At 58.8% G+C, this 19,259-nt stretch carries 14 protein-coding genes and 1 pseudogene; 8 read left to right on the top strand and 7 right to left on the bottom strand.

Annotated elements, in window-relative coordinates:
• The first annotated feature begins 136 nt into the window (after positions 1 to 136).
• The gene (locus AC1Z24_RS13435) at positions 137 to 1,147 is read left to right on the top strand and encodes an AraC family transcriptional regulator (protein WP_483746048.1); all 1,011 of its coding nucleotides are present in this window, start codon (positions 137 to 139) and stop codon (positions 1,145 to 1,147) included.
• A 115-nt stretch (positions 1,148 to 1,262) separates the two neighbouring features.
• Here AC1Z24_RS13435 and AC1Z24_RS13440 read toward each other — a convergent pair whose 3' ends face one another.
• Positions 1,263 to 2,150, bottom strand: a complete 888-nt coding sequence (locus AC1Z24_RS13440) for a LysR family transcriptional regulator (RefSeq protein WP_483746049.1) — start codon at positions 2,148 to 2,150, stop codon at positions 1,263 to 1,265.
• A gap of 111 nt (positions 2,151 to 2,261) precedes the next feature.
• Here AC1Z24_RS13440 and AC1Z24_RS13445 point away from each other — a divergent pair, with 111 nt between their 5' ends.
• From AC1Z24_RS13445 to AC1Z24_RS13470, 6 genes are all read left to right on the top strand, one after another.
• Positions 2,262 to 2,687 (top strand): VOC family protein, encoded by a 426-nt coding sequence (locus tag AC1Z24_RS13445; protein ID WP_259105272.1) that lies wholly within the window; start codon positions 2,262 to 2,264, stop codon positions 2,685 to 2,687.
• A 315-nt stretch (positions 2,688 to 3,002) separates the two neighbouring features.
• Entirely contained in the window at positions 3,003 to 3,854 is an 852-nt protein-coding gene (locus AC1Z24_RS13450) for a CAP domain-containing protein (RefSeq protein ID WP_483746050.1), read from the top strand.
• Positions 3,855 to 4,248: 394 nt separating this feature from the next.
• On the top strand, positions 4,249 to 5,076 hold the full coding sequence (locus AC1Z24_RS13455) for an ABC transporter permease (RefSeq protein ID WP_483746051.1): 828 nt from the start codon (positions 4,249 to 4,251) through the stop codon (positions 5,074 to 5,076).
• On the top strand, positions 5,066 to 6,430 hold the full coding sequence (locus AC1Z24_RS13460) for an ABC transporter ATP-binding protein (protein ID WP_483746052.1): 1,365 nt from the start codon (positions 5,066 to 5,068) through the stop codon (positions 6,428 to 6,430). The genes AC1Z24_RS13455 and AC1Z24_RS13460 overlap by 11 nt, the downstream gene beginning before the upstream one ends.
• Positions 6,414 to 10,871: a glycosyltransferase gene (locus AC1Z24_RS13465; protein WP_483746053.1), complete on the top strand. Its 4,458-nt coding sequence runs from the start codon at positions 6,414 to 6,416 to the stop codon at positions 10,869 to 10,871. Before AC1Z24_RS13460 ends, AC1Z24_RS13465 begins: the two co-directional genes overlap by 17 nt.
• Positions 10,868 to 11,860, top strand: a complete 993-nt coding sequence (locus tag AC1Z24_RS13470; RefSeq protein ID WP_483746054.1) for a methyltransferase domain-containing protein — start codon at positions 10,868 to 10,870, stop codon at positions 11,858 to 11,860. Before AC1Z24_RS13465 ends, AC1Z24_RS13470 begins: the two co-directional genes overlap by 4 nt.
• Before the next feature lie 50 nt (positions 11,861 to 11,910).
• Here AC1Z24_RS13470 and AC1Z24_RS13475 read toward each other — a convergent pair whose 3' ends face one another.
• Together AC1Z24_RS13475 and AC1Z24_RS13480 are read right to left on the bottom strand one after the other, a co-directional pair.
• Complete coding sequence (locus tag AC1Z24_RS13475; protein WP_483746623.1) at positions 11,911 to 12,972, bottom strand: methyl-accepting chemotaxis protein; 1,062 nt, start codon at positions 12,970 to 12,972, stop codon at positions 11,911 to 11,913.
• A gap of 222 nt (positions 12,973 to 13,194) precedes the next feature.
• Positions 13,195 to 13,476 (bottom strand): annotated as a pseudogene (locus tag AC1Z24_RS13480) (PAS domain-containing protein); the annotation flags it as partial.
• Positions 13,477 to 13,874: 398 nt separating this feature from the next.
• Between AC1Z24_RS13480 and AC1Z24_RS13485 the strand changes: the two are divergent.
• A complete protein-coding gene (locus AC1Z24_RS13485; RefSeq protein WP_483746055.1) occupies positions 13,875 to 14,552 on the top strand; it encodes a GNAT family N-acetyltransferase in 678 nt (225 codons plus the stop codon).
• A gap of 113 nt (positions 14,553 to 14,665) precedes the next feature.
• Here the strand turns inward: AC1Z24_RS13485 and AC1Z24_RS13490 are convergent, their stop codons facing one another.
• The 4 genes from AC1Z24_RS13490 to AC1Z24_RS13505 form a co-directional block, all read right to left on the bottom strand.
• On the bottom strand, positions 14,666 to 15,097 hold the full coding sequence (locus AC1Z24_RS13490; protein ID WP_483746056.1) for a nuclear transport factor 2 family protein: 432 nt from the start codon (positions 15,095 to 15,097) through the stop codon (positions 14,666 to 14,668).
• A gap of 210 nt (positions 15,098 to 15,307) precedes the next feature.
• Positions 15,308 to 16,246 (bottom strand): carbohydrate kinase family protein, encoded by a 939-nt coding sequence (locus AC1Z24_RS13495; RefSeq protein ID WP_483746057.1) that lies wholly within the window; start codon positions 16,244 to 16,246, stop codon positions 15,308 to 15,310.
• Between the two features lie 17 nt (positions 16,247 to 16,263).
• Entirely contained in the window at positions 16,264 to 17,745 is a 1,482-nt protein-coding gene (gene xylB / locus AC1Z24_RS13500; protein WP_483746058.1) for a xylulokinase, read from the bottom strand.
• A gap of 7 nt (positions 17,746 to 17,752) precedes the next feature.
• On the bottom strand, positions 17,753 to 19,237 hold the full coding sequence (locus AC1Z24_RS13505; protein WP_483746059.1) for a mannitol dehydrogenase family protein: 1,485 nt from the start codon (positions 19,235 to 19,237) through the stop codon (positions 17,753 to 17,755).
• Positions 19,238 to 19,259: the final 22 nt, after the last annotated feature.

Below are 19,259 nucleotides of genomic sequence, written 5' to 3' on the forward strand. Positions count from 1 at the left end.
CCCCGCCAAACGTATAGTGTCCTGAGAAACCTTTCGAATGTCCCAGGATACTCCGCGTCTTGACGGATAGGCATTGTATGTAAGTTGGTGCTTGGCAGAGGGGGACGACCCTGTTATTGAATCCATGGAAGTTTATATGCCAACGATCATCAACTCCTGTTTGCAATCAATATGTGAAGCGTTGATGGAGAACGATATCGATATCTATCGGCTGCCCGGCTATGGACGGGATTGGGACTTGAATGGGACGGGCGATCAGCGCGTTGATCTGAAGGTCATTCATAGTCTGCTTGCTGCGGCTGCCGACCAGGGCAATCGCCAGGACATTGGCCTGCTGGCCTACAACCATGCCCATCCCGGCAATTTGAATACCCATGGCTATGCCATCATGTCCAGTGCCACCCTGGGTGAGGCCCTCGATCGCTTCGCCCGTTATCATCCATTAACCACCGACGGCTCGCGTATTTTTATTCGACGCTCCCGGGGCGTGGTCAAAGTCATGGCCTATGAAGTAAGTGTCAATCCCGCCGAGTCACGGTATTTGATTGATGCCGGCATGGCCATGTTGCTGGGCCTGATTCACTGGTTGGTACCGGGCAGGAAACTGCTGCCAATGGGCGCTGAATTCAGTTACGCGAAACCGGCCGATCTGACTCGGTTGAAGGAGTTATTTGGCACGAACCTGAGCTTTTCATCACCCTATAACTCCTTGTTGTTTAGCGCGGAAGTAGACAAGTGTGGGGTATTTACTGCGAATGCGCTGCTCAGTACCATTCACTGCCAATACTGTGACTCTCTGCTTCAGGAGTTGGAAGACAAGAGCATTATCATGGATGTTAAAAGAGTCCTGGCCGAAGGTCTGATGAAAGGCGAGCTCTTGACCCTGGCCGAGGTCGCCACAGTTTTGCATGTCAGTGCGCGCAGTGTGCAGAATCATCTGTTAATGGCATCGACCAACTTCTCGATGTTGCAGGAGAACTGTCGACGCGAACTGGCAAACTATTTGTTGTCGCATACCCAAAAGAGTTTCAAATATATCTCAGCCACCCTGGGTTATCGCGATCCCAGCAGTTTTCACAAGGCTTGTCAGCGTTGGTTCGGCAAGACGCCGGGGGCTTTTCGCGAGTCGGCAGCAGCGGAATCGTAATCGCTGGTCGCAGGCGCTGATAAGCAGGGCAATAAACCGATCAACCTGCTGACGCTGTTGCTCAAGGGGTTCAAGGTCTGATCGCAGGCAATTCACAAACTCCGTAGGACCGGCTTTAGCCGGGAGGGCATCCCCCCGCCTGAGTCCGTTCCATCAGCAGGCGGATCAGCATATTCACCGGTTCGCTGAGCGTGCCGGGCGCCCGGTGCACCAGGCCGACGTCACGGTGGAAGGTATGACTGCCCAGATCCAGCACCCGCACGCTCTCGGGCCAGCCCTGTTGGGCGGTGGTCTCAGGCACCAGGGCTACGCCTACGCCATTGGCGACGAGTTGGACCAGTGCTTCCAGTTCATCGAGTTCGCAGACCTCGCGCAGGCTGAAATGCAGGCGCCGCAGAAAGCGATCGACCTGACGGCCACCGAACGAAGAGCGGTCGTAGCGCACCAGGGGCTGAGTGGACAGCAGTTGTGCCCAGTCATCGCCCGGCAGGTCTGCCGGTACGATCAGGCGATAAGGCTCCTGGGCCAGGGTGGTCCAGCGCAGGTCGCTCTGCAGGGCAAAGGGCGGGCGGATGATCGCCGCCAGATCGATATCCCCGGCGTCCGCCAGATTCAGCAGCTCCATCGAAACGCCCGGCATGATCCGGCTGCGACAGCCCGGCCACTCACGATGGAAACGGGCCAGGGCGTCGGGCAGCAAGGCCCGTTGCACCGAGGCGATGGCGCCGATACTGACCAGTACATTGGCGGTCTCACCGCTGTCGGTGGAACCTAGATTGTCGTACAGGCGAATCAACTCCTGGGCCTGCAAGAGCGTGTGATGACCCTTGCGATTGAGCTGTGCCGCGCGGCCCTTGCGCTCGAACAACGGATACCCCAGTTCAGCTTCCAGGCGCTGCATCTGGGCACTGACGGCCGCTTGGGTCAGGCCGATGCGGTTACCGGCGGCGGCAAAGGTGCCTTCGCGGGCGACGGCTACCAGGGTTTTCAATTCGCGGATCATTCATAGATTCCCTTTGTGTATTTTCTAAAAATATATTGATTTTATTGTTTGGTCACGCCCCTTAGCATGGGCCTGTACTTCATACCTAAAACAGATCCTGGAGCACCCCTGATGAGCCTTTCGCCCTTTCACCTGGCAATTCCCGTCTACGACCTGGCTGCTGCGCGTTCCTTCTATGGCCAAACCTTCGGCCTGGAAGAGGGCCGTTCCAGCGAGCAGTGGGTTGACTTCAATTTCTACGGCCATCAGCTGGTCATCCATGAGCACCCGCGTACCTCGTCCCAGGAACACGCCCACAGCAACGCGGTGGACGGCCACGATGTGCCGGTGCCGCATTTCGGCATCGTATTGCAATGGGAACAGTGGGAGGCCCTGGCCGAGCGTCTGCGCTCGTTTGACACCAAGTTCGTGATCGAACCTTACATTCGCTTCAAGGGCCAGGTCGGCGAACAGGCCACCATGTTCCTCTTCGACCCGTGCGGCAATGCCCTGGAGTTCAAGGCATTCAAGGATATCGGGCAGCTTTTCGCCAAGTAATCACTGGCAGAGCGCAATACCTCTGTGGGACCGGCTTTAGCCGGAAAGGCGTAGGTGATATCGATATATCTCTATCGTTTGTTACATCGTCTTCCCGGCTAAAGCCGGTCCCACAAGCCTGCGGCGAAGCTTCTGAAGCCATTCCCCAGGGAACTTGTCCGCCCACTTTCCCGTCTCACACCCCAGGACCCGCTGCCGCCTCGCGCCAGCGGATAGACCGCATCGATTCAAAACGTGCTGCTTCTTTCTCAAAGGCATTGCCCTGAAGGGGGGTAAATCGCGATCATCGGCGCAATCTGCCTGAAGGGGACTTCCATGCGCGTTATCTCATCCGTTGTGCATCTCACCGCGCTGTCGTTGGGCCTGGTGTTTGCCACTTCAGTCCTGGCCAGTGAAGAAACGCAGCTGATTGACTCGATCAATGCCTACCGTGGGCAGTTGCATCAGTGTGGCGGCCAGGTATCCCACGAGCTACCGCCCCTGACCAGCGACCCGCGCCTGGTGCTCTCGGCCCGTAATATCGGCGACCTGCAACAGGCCCTGGCCCGAGCCACCTATCCCATGGTCAATGTCCAGGCCATCAGCCTTTCCGGCCCACGTGATGCCCAGGCGGCAATGAAGGCCGTGGAAGAGACTTTTTGCCAGGTCGTACTGGACCCTCAATTCGTCGATATCGGTGTCAGTCGCGAAGACCGCGAGTGGCGCATCGTTCTGGCTCGGCCAATGCTGACGGCGCGCCTGGGCGATGGTCAGGGTGAAGGGCAGAAGATGCTGGCCATGATCAATGGCGCCCGGGCAACGCCGCGTAATTGCGGGCCCGAGTCGTTCTCTGCTGCGGCGCCGATGACCTGGAACGCCATCCTGGCGAGCGCGGCCGAGGCGCACAGTCGTGATATGGCCAACCATAACTACTTCGACCACACTGACAGCGACGGCCATACCCCCGGTGATCGTGCCGAACTGGCGGGCTACGGCGGCACTCAGGTAGACGAAAATATCGCCGCCGGCCAGGACTCCACCCGCAAAGTGGTGGAGGGCTGGCTGAGCAGTCCGGAACAGTGCGCCAACCTGATGAATCCGCTGATCAATGAACTGGGCGCGGCTTATGCGACCGATCCGAAGAGTGATGCGGGGATTTACTGGACGGTGATGTTTGGGGCTAAATAACCCCTGTCAATCAAGGTCAATGCATCAGGTTGCATGGGCCTTGATTAAGTGTTTCTTTATTAAAACACTGCCTGCTGTTTTATTGTTTCAATAATGATTATTCCAACTCGTTGTTTCAGCGGCTTATCAAGTTTAATACCGCTCATCGACTCTTCCGCGCTGGCGCTCTATTGACTGCCACACTGCGTTACAACCAACCCATGTAAAAACTATCTGACCGGTTCGGCATTCAGTGGCGGTAGCTATTGAGCCGCTATACAACTGGCAATAGCGTTGCAGGACCGGCTTTAGCCGGGAAAGCGTCCACCATCATCAAGATAATCCTGCGGATACACGGGGCCCCTCCCGGCTAAAGCCGGTCCTGCGGATCTCAGCACTGGAGACGTATATTAACGTGAACCCTCATCATGTCCCGGGGGCCGGTCCCCTTCATCTCGTTCGCACCCTCTGGCATTACCGGCAATTGATCAGTGTGATGATCGTCCGTGAAATAAGCGGGCGTTATCGAGGCTCAATCATGGGCCTGGCCTGGTCGTTCTTTAATCCGGTCTTGATGCTGGCCGTTTATACCTTTGTCTTTTCCGAAGTGTTCCAGTCGCGTTGGCCGGGACAGGATAACGGCAAGGGTGGTTTTGCCATTCTGTTGTTCACCGGGATGATAGTGCACGGGCTGTTTGCCGAGTGTGCCAATCGTTCTCCCTCCTTGATTGTCAATAATGGCAACTACGTCAAGAAAGTGGTCTTCCCTCTGGAAGTACTGACGGTGGTGACGGTAGGGGCAGCGCTCTTTCACAGCTTTATCAGCCTGATGGTGTTGCTGGCGGCGCAGTTGATTCTGACCCAGCAACTGCATTGGTCGGCGGTCTTCCTGCCTTTGGTGTTGCTGCCGTTGCTGATCGCCACCCTGGGCTTCAGCTGGCTGCTGGCGGCCCTGGGTGTCTACCTGCGGGACATCGGCCAGGTCATTACGGTACTGACCACCGTTCTGTTGTTTCTCTCGCCAGTGCTCTATCCGGTGGCGGCGCTGCCGCAGGCCTATCAGTCGTGGCTCAAGCTCAACCCGCTGACCTACATCATCGAAGAAAGCCGCAATGTCCTGCTGTTCGGCCAGCCGCCGCAATGGGACAGCCTTGGTCTGGCGTTGCTGGTTGCCTTGCTGATTGCGACGGCGGGGTTTTGGTTCTTCCAAAAAACACGCAGGGGGTTCGCCGATGTCATCTGAAGACCTTGCCATCAGCGTGCGCGACATCTCCAAGTGCTTCTACACCTACGACAAACCCTTCGATCGTCTCAAGCATTCCCTTATCCCACGTCTGCAACGTCGTCTTGGCATGGAACAGACGAGCTATGGCCGGGAGTTCTGGGCGCTGCGTAATATCGATTTTGAGGTCATGCGCGGCGAGACCGTCGGCATTGTCGGGCGCAACGGTTCGGGGAAGTCGACCCTGCTGCAGATCATCTGCGGCACTCTGATGCCGAGCGGTGGAACGGTGCAGACGCAGGGGCGGGTAGCGGCGCTGCTGGAGCTGGGCTCGGGCTTCAACCCCGAGTTCACCGGGCGCGAGAATGTCTACCTGAACGCCTCGGTGCTGGGCTTGAGCCGTGAGGAGGTCGATGAGCGCTTTGACGCGATTGCCGGTTTTGCCGATATCGGCGATTTCATCGAGCAGCCGGTCAAGGCCTACTCCAGCGGCATGGTGGTACGTCTGGCCTTTGCCGTGCAGGCGCAGATAGACCCGCAAATCCTGATCGTCGACGAAGCGCTGTCCGTAGGCGATGCGCGCTTCCAGGCCAAGTGCTTCGAGCGGCTGCGCCAGTTGAAGGAGAACGGCACCAGCATCCTGCTGGTCACCCATGCCAGTGAGCAAGTGGTGACCCATTGCAATCGCGCCATCCTGTTGGAACAGAGCCGGGTGGCCATGGTCGGGCCGTCACGGGCGGTGATCAATCGCTATCTGGATCTGCTGTTTGGCCGGGAAAAGCCTGCAGATATACCCGCTTGCCCGCAGGCGCCCGGCAAGCCCGACCCAGACGCAGCGCAAGACGGCGAACCCTGGCTGAGTTTCGACAACGAGGCCTTTGCCACGCGGGCCGGTTTTAACCCCCATGAATATCGCTGGGGCGATGGCGCTGCCAGCCTGCTGGATTTCCGCCTGACCTGCGACGGCCGCGAGTTCAGCGCCTCTATCGATTCCGGGGCCGACGTCATGCTGTACCTGGCCATCCGCTTCGACCGCACGATCATCAACCCGATCCTGGGATTCACCCTCAAGACCAAAGAGGGCGTCACGGTCTATGGCACCAACTCTGTGCTGCTCGAAAGCCAAGTCACTCAGGCATTGGGTACGGCGGGCAGTACCGCCAGAGCCAGCCTGCGCTTCGTCAACCGCCTGGCCAGCGGTGATTACTTCATTTCGGTCGGCATTGCCTCCCGACATGGCAACGACATCGTGCCCCATGACCGGCGTTACGACGCCATTCATTTTGTCGTGCCCACCACACCGCAGTTACTCGGCCTCATAGATCTGGCCGTCACCATGGAAATCGATCAGGTGCTTAATGACGCGCATGCTTGAAGGGATGCCTTATGACTTTGACCCACAATTGGGACTGTGGCTGCGACCCGGCTATCAGAGCCTTGCCTACAGCGATGGCGATGAAAGTGAAGAGCGCATCGCGCGGATCATCGAGCAGGCCAGAGACTTGTCGGTGCTTTCCAGCGAGCTGAGCCGGCACTGCATCGACTGGGCCTCGCTGTATCACCTGGGCACGGCAAGAGGCAATATTCTGCGGCCATTCGAGCACTGCCTGTCGGGGCGGGTCCTGGAGATCGGTGCAGGTTGCGGCGCCATCAGCCGCTATCTGGGCGAGTGCGGCGGTCAGGTGTTGAGCCTGGAAGGCAGTGTGCGACGGGCGCAAATTGCTGCCAGCCGCACCCGTGACCTGGACAATGTCACGGTGCTGGCCGAGCGCTTCGACGCTTTTGACACTGAGCAGCGCTTCGACGTCATCACCCTGATCGGCGTGCTGGAATACGCCAGCATGTTCAGTCGGGACAGCGACGCAGCCCTGAGCATGCTCAAGCGGGTTCACCAACTGCTTGAGCCCGACGGCAAACTCTTTATCGCCATCGAGAACCAGTTGGGCCTGAAGTACTTCGCCGGGGCGCCTGAGGATCACCTCTGTGTGCCCATGTATGGCATCGAAGGCCGCTACATCAAGGGTCAACCGCAAACCTTCGGTCGTCGCCGACTGGTCGAGCTGATCACCGCAGCGGGCTTTGAGCAGACGCAGTTTCTGTATCCGGCCCCGGATTACAAACTGCCCCATTCCATCACCACCGAGCGTGGCTTTGCCGTACGGTCGTTCGATGCGGCGGCACTGGCCTGGCAGAACGTCAAGAAAGACCCGCAGCTGCCGGGCGCCACCGGCTTCAATCTGGAACGGGCCTGGCCGGTGGTGATCGACAACGGTCTGGGCATGGAGCTGGCCAACTCATTCCTGATCGCCGCATCGCGTACCGCCGAGTCGGTCGTGGCGGCGAACATACTGGCCTTTCACTACAACACCAGTCGCCAGCCAGCGTTCTGCAAGGCGTCGCGGTTCGTCGAGACGGCAACGGGTATCGAGGTGCAGCACCAGGCTTTGCGTGCCGAGGTGAAGCCCGACAATGAGGGGCAAGTGCGCCATCAGATGAGCGAGGTCGACATCTATGTCAGCGGCAAGCCCCTGAGTCAGCGTTTTATCAATATCGCCACGACTCCCGACTGGGGTATTCAGGATTTCTCCCTGTTTATCCGCCAATACCTGAATACCTTGCGCAGCCTGCTCGCGGAGCGCGGCCACGCGTGTGATCTGTGCGATGTCAATGAACGGCTACCGGGTATTTTCATTGATGCCGTGCCCCATAACATCATCATGGGCGGCGATGGCTCGGCGACCCTGATCGATATCGAATGGGAAGCCAGCGCAGGCGTGGAGCTGGGCCATCTGCTGTTGCGTTCGTTGCTGTTGTTGATCGCCAATGCCACACCGTTCCATCCCAGCGTCATACCCCCCACGCGTAGACAGTTCATCGTGGAAAGCCTGCGCGCGGCCGAACTGCCGGTGACGGACGCCGATCTGGGCCGCTATATCGCCCGCGAAGCGCTGTTTCAGGCTTTTGTGACGGACCGCGAAGCCGTTGAGTTTCTGGACTGGAAGCCCGACCAGCCAATCAACCAGAAAGTGGTGCCCGTCCTGCCACCATTGCGGGCCAAGCTGTATTACAGCAACGGCGACGGCGAATTCAGGGAGGACGCCAGTCTTGCTCTGGCGTTGGAACCGGGGGCGCAACGGCTGGAGTTTGCCTTCTCTACGGTACAGCCCGGCGCCAGGCGCTTGCGTCTCGATCCGGTGGATCGGCGTGTCTCCTTCTCCCTGGCCAATATCCGTCTGTACAGCGCGACAGGGGAGGTTTGGCGATGGGACCGGCAGCTCGACAGCCTGACCGCCACTTCCGGACTGATGAAAGTCGAGAAATCCGGGGCTGCGGTGTTCTTCATGAGCCTTGATGACGATCCCCACCTGATGCTTCCCCTGGATCTGGCAACGCAGGTGGATGTGCAAGGGCTGACCCTGGCACTGGACTTGGTGGTGTACACCGATGAAGTCATGGCGCGCCTGATCAGCCTGGAACTCAATGCCGTCAGCGAATACCAGCAGACCCTGCAGGTTGCTTTGCAACCCCTGGCTCGTCAGCTTCAGGCGATGACCGAGCAGATGAGTGAGCTGGACAAGGTCACCCATACTCTGGCCGATAGTGTCATTGAGTCTGAGCACGAAACCATTGAGACCGTCGAGCGCCTGCTCACCGACCATAATCAGGTAACCCGTGACCGTCAGGCATTGGTCGTCGAACTGGAAGAGGCACTGAGCAAGTTACGGCAGGAAAAAGAACTGGTCATCGCCGAGCGCGATCAAGCACTGAGTATTCAGGGGGCGGAAAAAGATACCCATATCCACCACCTGAATCTGCGGATCAGGGCGTTGGAATCCTCATATAGCCGGCGTCTGGGCGCGCCGGTCCGCGCATCGATCGTCACCGCACGGCGGCTCAAGCGCGCCTCGGTGCTGTTGCCGGGTGTGATTCGCCGCGGCGGCGGGTTGCAGGCGACCGTGCGCAAGTCGATCAGGGTTTTGCGTCAGCAGGGCATTGAGGGTTTGCTTGCGCGTTGGCGCTGGTTCAGCGCCTCCGCCTCGCCGGTCGTGGCAGAAACGAGTGCGCCCTCGACAGTGCCCGATCGCAATGACTATACGGCCTGGATCGAACGCTATGACACTCTCGATGATCTGGCCCGTCGACAGATCCGCGAAGAGATTCGCGGCTGGAGCGAGCCGCCGCTGATCTCCATCATCATGCCGGTCTATGACCCGCCTCTGGATCTGTTGCGCCAGGCCGTCGACAGTGTGCGGGCTCAGCTCTATTCGAACTGGCAGCTATGCATAGCCGACGACGCCTCCACCAACCCGCAAGTGCGAACGCTGCTGGAAGACTTGCAGGCACAGGAGCCACGGATCAGCCTGGTGTTTCGCAAGCAGAACGGTCATATCAGTGCCGCCAGTAACTCGGCCATTGCCATCGCCGAGGGCCAATACCTGGCCCTGATGGACAACGACGATCTGATCCCCGAACACGCACTGTACTGGGTGGCGCGGACCATCATCGAGCATCCGGATGCCGGGCTGATCTACTCGGACGAGGACAAGATCGATACCCAAGGGCGGCGTAGCGCGGCGTACTTCAAGCCGGACTGGAACGAGTTTTTGTTTCGGTCGCAGAATGTATTTTCTCATTTTGGAATCTATCGAAGCGACCTGGTCAATCAGGCAGGCGGCTTTCGTAGCGGCTTTGAAGGCGCCCAAGACTACGATCTGGTCATGCGCTGCATCGAGCGCCTTGCGCCCGGGCAAATCGTCCATATCCCTCGCGTGCTCTACCACTGGCGAGTGCATCCCGGTAGCACGGCCATGGCTACTGAGGAAAAACCTTACGCTGTGCATGCCGGTGTTAAAGCCTTGGATGAGCATCTGCAACGTTTGGGGGTCGCGGCGCGGACCGAATTGCTGCCGATTGGCATGTATCGGGTGCACTATGAGCTCCCCGAGCATCGTCCCCTGGTCAGCCTGATCATCCCTACCCGTAATGCTCATGCATTGGTCAGACAGTGCATCGACAGTATTCAAGGCCTGACGACCTACCAACGCTACGAGCTGATTCTGATCGATAACGGTTCAGATGAGCCTGAGTCGCTGGAGTACTTCGCCCGGCTTGAGCAAGAGTTAAATGTAACGGTGCTTCGCGACGACGGACCCTTCAATTATTCAGCGTTGAACAATCGCGCCGTGAAGCTGGCAAGGGGCGAAGTGCTGGGGTTGATCAATAACGATATTGAAGTCATCACACCTGAGTGGCTGGAGGAAATGGTATCCATTGCCTTGCAGCCGGGAGTCGGCGCGGTTGGCGCGCGGCTGTGGTTTGCCGATGATCGCCTGCAGCACGGCGGGGTGATATTGGGAGTCGGGGGGATTGCCAATCACTCCCACAAGTTTTTACCCAGGGGTGAACATGGTTACTTCGGTCGTGCCGGCCTGATTCAGTCGCTGTCCGCTGTGACTGCCGCTTGCCTGGTGATTCGCAAATCCATCTATGAAGAAGTTGGCGGCCTCGATGAGGTGCACTTGAAGATCGCTTTCAATGACGTCGACTTCTGTCTTCGCGTGCAGGAAGCCGGCTACACCAACGTCTGGACCCCCTTTGCCGAACTCTATCACCATGAGTCCGCTACCCGAGGCTTGGAAGATACCCCGGAGAAACAGGCTCGCTTCACTCAGGAGGTCGAATATATGCAGCGGCGTTGGCCCGATATTGAAAATGACGGTGCCTATAACCCGAACCTGACGCTGGAACATCATGATTTTGGCCTGGCGTGGCCGCCGCGTACTTCAGTTGCCCAAAAAACAGGAGGGCATGCATGAGCAGAACAAACGTTGAGTCAAGTGGAGATAGCCCACCCTATCAAGGGGCCTATTGCATTGATCGTTATTCAATATTCCAGGGTGCTCTGCGATTGAGCGGGTGGATATACAGTCCCACTCTGCAAATCGCCAGGCTGGTCTTGCGGGTTCCTGATGGCGGAGACCATGCGGTTGCATTCGGCGATAAAAGTCCGGATCTGGTTCCGGTCTTTGGCCCATTGGCCGATCACTCACGCTTCGATCGTAGCCTGGCATTTGCGGACAGTCGAGCCGCAATGATTGCTGCCAGCTTGCTGATCTTTTTCAAGGACGGCACATCTGCGTCTATCTCGCGTTTGGGCAGCCCCAGGGACAGCCTGATGAGTGTATTCAGCCAGCAGTTGCGTGATAAAGAAAAACCTGACCCCGGCCAACCTCAGCACTTGTTGGAGATTGGTTCGCGGGCCCGCTCCGGGGTTGTACGTAAAGGCTTAGTGCCAGAAAGTTGGTGTTATAGCGGTTTCGATGTGCTGAATGGGCCTAATGTCGATGTTGTAGGTGACGCGCATCAATTGAGCAGGTCCTACCCTGCTAATTACTTCGATGGTGTAATGGCCTTTTCTGTCCTGGAACATTTGCTCATGCCGTGGAAGGTCATGATCGAACTCAATCGCGTCATGAAACTGGGCGCCATTGGGATGTTCACTACGCATCAATGTTGGCCGTTGCATGATCAGCCCTGGGATTTCTGGCGATTTTCGGAAGACTCGTGGAAAGCGTTGCTGAACGAGCCTCTGGGTTTTGAAATATTGGAAACCCGTATGGATGAGCCTGCTTATATTGTCGCGGCCCGCTGCCACGCCGTGACCGCATTCGCCGAACAACCGGAAAGCTTTCTGGCGTCATCCGTTATTTTTCGCAAAACCGGCAACACCTCGCTGGAGTGGCCGGTTGAGCTGGAAGACATCATCAGCACTCAATATCCGGATATGACAACAACCTTGGAATAGATGTTTTTATCAATACAACGGCCATCAGTATTTCAATAGGGGGTACAGTTCTAACGACTAAACCGCTCCGCCAAACTATGCAGATACTGCGCCATCTCCTCAAGTTCCCGACTGATCTTCGAGCCTTGTTCGGCCTGCCCGGCGCTCTGGTCGCAGAGTTGGGCGATACGGGTGATCTGTTGGCTGATGTTTTCCGCGACGTGGCTTTGTTCTTCCGACGCCGAGGCCATTTGCTGGCTCATGCCGGTGATCAGAGTGATCGCCTTGCTGATACCGTCCAGGGCTTGTTGCACCGCTTCGACACTGGCCACGCTTTCCTGGGATATCTGCCCACCCTTGCTTGCTGTAGCCACAGCCCGTTCGGCGCCTTCGCGCAGTTGCGTGATGATCTGCTGAATCTGCCCGGTTGAGGCCTGAGTGCGGGAGGCCAAAGAGCGTACTTCGTCGGCGACCACGGCAAAGCCGCGGCCTTGCTCGCCGGCGCGTGCTGCTTCGATGGCGGCGTTGAGGGCAAGCAGGTTGGTCTGCTCGGCAATCGACGTGATGACGTCGACCACACTGCCTATGGATTGGGTCGCGGTGGCCAACTCGTTCACCGCTTCGGCGATCTCGGTGACGGAGTTGGCCATGTGCCGGATGGCCAGCAGGCTGTCGTCGGCCAGGCCGCGGCCTTCCTGAGCCAGGCGGTCGGCGTCTTCGGCGGCGTGGGCGGTGTTCTGCACGTTGTGGGCGACTTCCTGAATGGTCGCGGCCATCTGGTTGATGGCGGTGGCGGACTGGTCAGTTTCATTACGCTGCTGATCGAGGGAGCGGGCTTGCTGGGCAGACAGGCTGGCGGATTGGCCGGCGCGCTGCTTGACGCTTTCACCGGCGTCGACCAGGCGAGTCAGGGCCGTTTGCAGGCGTGCTTCTTCGCTATGAATGGCCAGGTCCAGTTGCCCCTGCGGCCCGCGATTGTCGCTGTAGGTCAGCGCCACCAGCGGGCTGCTGAACGCCTTGGGGTGTTCGGCAAGGGTCTGTTTCAGGCTATTGCGTTGCCGCAACTCAATATAGGTACCGAGAAGAATCACCACCAGAAGCGTCAGGCCGACCGTACCGATGTCGTCCAGCATCAGGGTCCCCGCTGTAAGCACAATGGCGCTGATAATGATGGGCAGTTGTCGCAGCAGGTGATGGCTGACCGTACTCAGTGCCGAGACCGGAGGCTTGCCAGCACGCAGCCGGGCGTAGAGGGCGTCAGCACGCCTGACCTGATCACGAGTCGGCAGGGAGCGTACCGATTCATAGCCGACCAACTGGCTGTTCTCATAGACCGCAGTGACATAGGCGCTGACCCAATAGAAATCGCCCTGCTTGGAGCGATTCTTGACCACACCCATCCAGGGTTTGCCCTGCTTGATGGTCTCCCACATATGGGCGAACACTGACGACGGCATGTCCGGGTGGCGCACCAGATTATGTGGCTGGCCGATCAGTTCTTCCCGGGTAAAGCCACTGAGCGCTACGAAAGCATCATTGCAATAGGTGATGCGACTATTAAGATCCGTCGTAGAAATCAACCGCTCGGATTCGGGAAACGTTCTTTCTGTTTGTGTGATCGGCATATTCAAGCGCATTGATCAAACCTCTCCCTGAGAGAACGACTTAATAAATCCCACAGTGTCTGAAAGGTGTAGCACAGATTTTCCCGAGGTAACTCATGACTACAAAACCGCCGTGATTATTTCTGTGCCGCAGGTCCTTCATCCATAAACGACGCCGCTAAATGGTTATTCAAATAGCGCTGCGCGCCGCGCGTTGAGAATACAGGAGTGAGGCGTTAAACGTTATCAGCTTTGATCATCGGCTCGATCCTATACATGGGTAAAGGCTTTGGGCGGGCATCCATACGTGAGATTGCTGATGCAGGTATGATGCGCACTTTGCACTTGTCGTGACGAGCAATGATCGTTGGAACACGTTCAGTCTGACAAGCGCCGCACCACCCAGATGGTCACGAATGAGTCCGCACCCAATGTTCACCCTGAATCATTTCACCAGTCCGCCCCCCGAGTCGGTCAAGAATCAGATCATGCAGTTGGTGATCGACAACGTCACCGATATCAGTGCCGTGGCCATTGCGCCGAGCAATCCGTTATACCGCTTGTATCAATACGGGCTCGGGCTTGAGGTCAACCTGTATCAGGAAGCCATGGACGGTTCGAAAGGGATTGCGGTGCAGCTGATTGTGGCGCTGGATGAGCAGGAGCCCGCGACGGTACTGGGGTTCCTGCTGTACCTGCCTGCCAAAGACGATCCGCAGGCCTGTGCAGTGGCCTACATGGCAGTCCAGACATCGCGCCGCCGCCAGGGTATCGCCCGGGCGATGGTCACGGACATGCTCATACGGTATCCCCACGCAGAACTGGCGTGCTTCGTCGCCAAGGTCCCGTATTTTGCGGCAATGGGTTTTCAGGTGTTGGGCGCGCGCGGGCCGCAGGTGGTGATGAATACTCGCGATCAGGCCACTGACGGGCTCATCGCTGTGCTGGATACCGCGCCTATCTATCGCACCCTGGAAGTGCGGCAGATTCACACCTACCTGCTTCAGCAACTGGGCAAGCGAGCGATGATTGACGCTGAGAAACAGCGTGACCGCAATCTGGATATCCTGACCCGTCAGGCCAGAGTGTTTGTCGAAGGGCACATGTAGGCGTCGTTGGAGCGAGGCTTGCCCGCGAATCTGTCGCCTCGGTGAATCAGGCGGATCGCGTTATCGTTCTTCGCGGGCAAGCCTCGCTCCCACAACCTGTCAGCGATGCTTACTTAGAACTTGAACGCCTGACGACCGATCAGCAGCCAGTGGCCTTTCTGTTTCTGCCAGACCTGGAAGTTTTCGATTTCAGTCGGTACCACTTTGCCGCTGTTTACCGCTTCGGCGGAGAAGTGGTTGCGCACCAGGGCGGTGTCACCGTTCATGAAAATCTTCTGATTGAGCATCTGCAGGGTATTGAAGCCGCTGCGACCGGTCTCGATGTCGGCAACGAATTCTTCCTTGTTCTGGACCTTGCCGCTGGAGTGACCGTAGCTGACGTTGTCTGACGTCAGGGTCTTCAGCTTGGCGACGTCTTTGTGCAGCATGGCCTGGGTCATGCTGTCGACGGCAGCAGCGACGTCTTTTTCATCGGAAGCGGGGGAAGCGACGGCGTAGCCAGCGAACAGGCAGAGAAAACCGGCGGCCAGGGTGAGCTTTTTCATGGGTGATCCTTTTATTTTTGTGGTTGGGACGAACTGACAAGAGATGGTATGTCTGTCGTCGTACAACTTAAACTATTTTTTTGATCAAGCAAGAGGCTGATCCTGAGCATTGGTTTTTTGTGGGACCGGCTTTAGCCGGGAAAGCGTCCTCAAGACCGCCTTCCCGGCTAAAGCCGGTCCTACAGGTGTTTGTTTCAGCGCAAGGCTGAATCAGGCTAACTGATTGCGATACGGCAAATCCGGCCCGGTACGCGTACAGGTCACGGCCGCGGCGCTGATGGCGAATCGGGTCATTTCATCAAGCTGATCGCGGCTCAGTGAGGTGAGGCCCTGGGGTGTATCCAACTGGTGTTCGGTCAGATAGGTGATCAGCGCTGCCTGGAAGGTGTCGCCCGCGCCGACGGTATCAGCCACTTCGACTTTTTGCGCCGGGACATTCCAGCTACCGTGCTGACGACTGAACAGGCTCGCGCCGTCGCCGCCACGGGTCAGGATCACCAGTTGGCAGCGTTGGTTCAGCCAACTGGCCGCCACGGCTTCCGGCGCCTGCTCGGGGTAGAGCAGGTGCAGGTCTTCGTCGCTGACCTTGATCAGGTGCGCATGAGCGGCGAAGGCGTTGATCTGGTCGCGCCATTGCTGGATATCCGGCGCCGGGTTGAGGCGGACGTTGGGGTCGAGGCTGATCAGGCGCTGGCTGCTCTCACGGGCCACCAGAGCCAGCAGGGTATCGGCTATGGGTTGTACGACCAGGGAGAACGAGCCGACATGAATGCCGCGCACGCTGTCATCCAGTTCGGGCAGATGATGCAGGCGCAGTTGCCGGTCCGCGCAGCCTTCGCCGCGGAAGCTGTAGACCGGCGAACCATCGGCGCCCACGGCGACCATGGCCAGGGTGGTCGGGGCGTCAAAATCCAGCAGGAAATCATCGCGCACACCTTCCTTGTCGAGGACAGTGCGCAGGCGACGGCCGAGGTAGTCATTGGACAGTCCGGCAAAAAATGCCGAATCGATGCCAAGCCTGCGCAGGCCGACCGCAACGTTAAACGGCGAACCGCCGGCAATGGCCTTGAAGTCCAGGGCGTTGGCCGGGCCGCCGTTGTCCGGCAGGGTGAAAAAGTCAAACAGGGCTTCGCCACACACGAGAAACATAAAGGCTCCCTTGGGAATTAGAGATCGCGCAACTGGTTGCGGTAGCGTTCGTAGACCTCTTGATAGGCCGCGACGTGCCCGGCAATGGGCCGGGTCTCGCTGGCCGCGTCAAGTCGCACGCAACGTTCGCACAGGGCTTGCAGGCTGTCTTCAGGCTGATGCATGGACGACCAGCACCAGGCTGCCTGGATAGCCGCGCCCAAAGCCGCCGCCTCGCCATATTCGGCGCAGATCACCGAGGTGTCCATGATGTCGGCGACTATCTGGCGCCACACCGCGCTTTTTGCGCCGCCACCGATCAGGCGGATTTTCTCGCTCTTGATGCCGCTGTCGCGCAGCAGATCCAGGCCGTAGCGCAGGCCGAAGGTGGTGCCTTCGACCACGGCACGGCAGAGGTTTTCGCGGCTGAGGTTAGTACTGTCCAGGCCAAGGATGCTGCCCGTGGCGTGGGGCAGGGCGGGTACACGCTCACCGTTGAGGAACGGCAGCATCGACACCCCCGCAGCCCCGATGGGCGCGGCGGCAATGGCGCGGTTGAAGGCATCGATGTCCATCTCGAACAGCTCGCGGATCGCACTGGTGGCGTTGGTCAGGTTCATGGTGCAGATCAGCGGCAGCCAGCCGCCGGAAGACGAGCAGAAGGTCGCCACCGACGCCTGCTCACTGACCCTGGCTTCGTCGCTGTAGGCGTAGACAGTGCCGGACGAGCCCAGGCTCATGGTGATGGCGCCGGGCTGGATATTGCCGGTGCCGATGGCGCCCATCATGTTGTCGCCGCCGCCGCTGGAAACGATGGCGTCGGTATTGATGCCCAGGCGCTGGGCAATGGTTGGCAGGATCCGGCCGATGCTTTGGCGCGCCTCGACCAGTTCCGGCAAGGCGCGGTTCAGCCGCCCGCTGGGGTCGATATGCATCAGCAGCGAGATGTCCCAACTGCGGCTGCGCACGTCGAAATAGCCGGTGCCTGAGGCATCGCCAGACTCCGTACAGCTACGTCCGGTCAGCCAGTAGTTGAGGTAGTCGTGGGGCAGCAGGATCTTGTCGATTTGCGCGAACAGGTCCGGGTGCTTCTCGAGAGTCCAGAGCAGCTTGGACACGGTATAGCCCGGCGCAATGGCCACGCCCAGGCGCTCCAGGGAACCTTGCGGTCCGCCGAGGTAGTCCAGCAGGCGCTGGTTCTCGTCGCTGGTTTCGGTGTCGCACCACAGCTTGGCCGGGCGCAATACCTGGCCCTGGGCATCCAGCAGCACCAGGCCGTGCTGCTGCCCGGAGACGCCGATGCCCTGGATCTGCAGCCCCGATACCCCGGCCTGGGTCAGGGCGCCGCGGGTCGCCTGTTCGAGGGCATCGAGCCATTGCTGCACATCCTGTTCGCGGCGACCGTTGGCGCCGCTGATCAAGTCATGGGGCGCACCGCCTTCACCCAGGACTTTGCCGCTGGCAGCGTCGAGGATGATGGCTTTGGTGCCCTGGGTACCGCAGTCGATTCCGAGAAACATGCTCACCTCAAGCGGTTTGGCCCAGCAGCTGTTTCAGGGTCTCATCGACGCCCAGCTGTTTCAGGCTGTTCAGGTTTTTTTCGAACGAAGCGATGAAGGCAGCCGACTGGGGGATGGCTGCGCCGAAGATTTCTTCCACACCGAGCAGGCGTTGGGTAAGCAGCGACGGATCGGCGACCAGACCTTTGCAGAAGTCGGCGCGCGGATCAACGATTTTGTACTCGACACCGTTTTCACCCTTGCTGCCTTGCAGGTACAGAGCCCAGGCGGCGACCACCAGCGAAGCACGGTCCAGATTGGCCTGGTCGAGGATCAGGCGGTTGATGGTCGGCACGGTGAACTTGGGGAATTTCGACGAGCCATCAGAGCACACGCGCTCCAACTGGTCGGCAATCGCCTGATTGGAGAAGCGATCGATCAAGGTCTGTTTGTAGTCGGTCAGGTCGATCCCTGGCACCGGCGCCAGTTGCGGCGTGACATCCAGGTCCATATAGGTACGCATGTACTGGACAAACAGCGGGTCGTTCATGGTCTCGTGAACGAAGCGGTAGCCTTTCAGGGCGCCCAGATAAGTCAGCGCCAGATGGCTGCCATTGAGCAGCTTGATCTTCATTTCTTCGTAGGGCGTGACGTCGTCGGTGAACTGCACGCCGACCTTTTCCCAAGCCGGGCGACCGTTGACGAACTTGTCTTCCAGTACCCATTGCACGAAGGGCTCGCAAACTACCGGCCATTCGTCGTCTATGCCTTTTTCGTCATGCAGTTGCAGGCGATGGGCGCTGCTGGTCATGGGTGTGATGCGGTCGACCATGGCGTTGGGGAAGCTGACGTTGGCGGCGATCCAGTCATGCAGGTCGCGGTCACGCAGGGCGGCAAAGGCCAGCAGCGCCTTGCGGGTGACCGCGCCGTTGTGCGGCAGGTTATCGCAGGACATCAGGGTGAAGGCCGGGGTGCCCTCGGCGCGGCGTCTGGCCAATGCGGCACAAAGAAAGCCGAATACGGTTTTTGGCGTGGCCGGGTGGTCCAGGTCATTCTGGATCTGCGGCAGGTGGCTCATGAATTCGCCAGTGCTGTCGTCGATGCAATAGCCGCCTTCGGTGATGGTCAGGGAGACGATGCGGATATCCGGGCTGGCCAGTTTTTCGATCAGAGCCAGGTCACCGTCGTTGGACATGAGCATGTCGCTCATGGCGCCGATGATGCGGGTCTCGGTGTCCGGGGTATCGCCCAGTTCGAACAGGGTATAGAGGAAGTCCTGATCTTTCAGCGCCTGATAGTTCTTGCGGTCTTCCTCGCGCAGGCTTACCCCGCAAATGGCCCACTCCAGGCCCTCGCCGGTGTTCATCAGGGCGTCGGTATAGAACGCCTGGTGGGCACGATGGAAACCACCGACGCCGATATGGGCGATGCCCTGGCGGCGATCGCCAAGGGCGTAGGCCGGCACGGCAACACCAGGGCCCAGGTTCGACAGGTTTTGTTTATTGAGTTTCATCACAACTCTCTCTAAGGCTTCG

Source organism: Pseudomonas sp. JL23 (assembly GCF_056933585.1).

Excerpts from the sequence above, each read along its gene's own strand:
- AC1Z24_RS13435 (WP_483746048.1), top strand. The coding sequence starts at position 137 with ATGCCAACGATCATCAACTCCTGTTTGCAATCAATATGTGAAGCGTTG.
- AC1Z24_RS13440 (WP_483746049.1), bottom strand. The coding sequence starts at position 2,150 with ATGATCCGCGAATTGAAAACCCTGGTAGCCGTCGCCCGCGAAGGCACC.
- AC1Z24_RS13445 (WP_259105272.1), top strand. The coding sequence starts at position 2,262 with ATGAGCCTTTCGCCCTTTCACCTGGCAATTCCCGTCTACGACCTGGCT.
- AC1Z24_RS13450 (WP_483746050.1), top strand. The coding sequence starts at position 3,003 with ATGCGCGTTATCTCATCCGTTGTGCATCTCACCGCGCTGTCGTTGGGC.
- AC1Z24_RS13460 (WP_483746052.1), top strand. The coding sequence starts at position 5,066 with ATGTCATCTGAAGACCTTGCCATCAGCGTGCGCGACATCTCCAAGTGC.
- AC1Z24_RS13465 (WP_483746053.1), top strand. The coding sequence starts at position 6,414 with ATGACGCGCATGCTTGAAGGGATGCCTTATGACTTTGACCCACAATTG.
- AC1Z24_RS13470 (WP_483746054.1), top strand. The coding sequence starts at position 10,868 with ATGAGCAGAACAAACGTTGAGTCAAGTGGAGATAGCCCACCCTATCAA.
- AC1Z24_RS13475 (WP_483746623.1), bottom strand. The coding sequence starts at position 12,972 with ATGCTGGACGACATCGGTACGGTCGGCCTGACGCTTCTGGTGGTGATT.
- AC1Z24_RS13485 (WP_483746055.1), top strand. The coding sequence starts at position 13,875 with ATGTTCACCCTGAATCATTTCACCAGTCCGCCCCCCGAGTCGGTCAAG.
- AC1Z24_RS13490 (WP_483746056.1), bottom strand. The coding sequence starts at position 15,097 with ATGAAAAAGCTCACCCTGGCCGCCGGTTTTCTCTGCCTGTTCGCTGGC.
- AC1Z24_RS13495 (WP_483746057.1), bottom strand. The coding sequence starts at position 16,246 with ATGTTTCTCGTGTGTGGCGAAGCCCTGTTTGACTTTTTCACCCTGCCG.
- xylB (WP_483746058.1), bottom strand. The coding sequence starts at position 17,745 with ATGTTTCTCGGAATCGACTGCGGTACCCAGGGCACCAAAGCCATCATC.
- AC1Z24_RS13505 (WP_483746059.1), bottom strand. The coding sequence starts at position 19,237 with ATGAAACTCAATAAACAAAACCTGTCGAACCTGGGCCCTGGTGTTGCC.